This window comes from Dellaglioa sp. CoH-57-MRSF-20, assembly GCF_056781955.1.
The window spans coordinates 1-284 of record NZ_JBXAXV010000236.1 but is presented as its reverse complement, the minus strand read 5'-3'; the positions used below and the strand labels follow the sequence as shown (position 1 = coordinate 284).

The window sequence follows — 284 nt, the reverse complement described above, 5'->3', positions numbered from 1 at the left end:
GCGTTGTTCGAAGTTGTTCAGAAGCAACTGGAGGCGCGTGCCCATGATCGGGCCGTTCATCAGCAGGCAGTTCTAGAAGCTACCTGCTTTGCACTGGACGCAGCTCTCGCGCAGGATGATGAAGGTCTGCGCGAGACCATCGTCGCAATATACCGGGATTTGACAACGGCAGTCTCATCACTGACCCGCGTTCCCGTTTCGTCCACTGATAGTAAATAGTGTGGACACGCAGTACCAGTAACAAACCATCAACCAAGCAAGGATAGCATCAAATGGCACGTCAA

1 protein-coding gene is annotated in these 284 nt (G+C 52.8%); it reads left to right on the top strand.

What is annotated here, in order from left to right; genetic code table 11:
- Positions 1 to 219 (top strand): hypothetical protein (locus AC1RPN_RS08890; protein WP_481763826.1); only part of this gene is annotated, 219 nt, incomplete at its 5' end.
- Positions 220 to 284 lie beyond the last annotated feature (65 nt).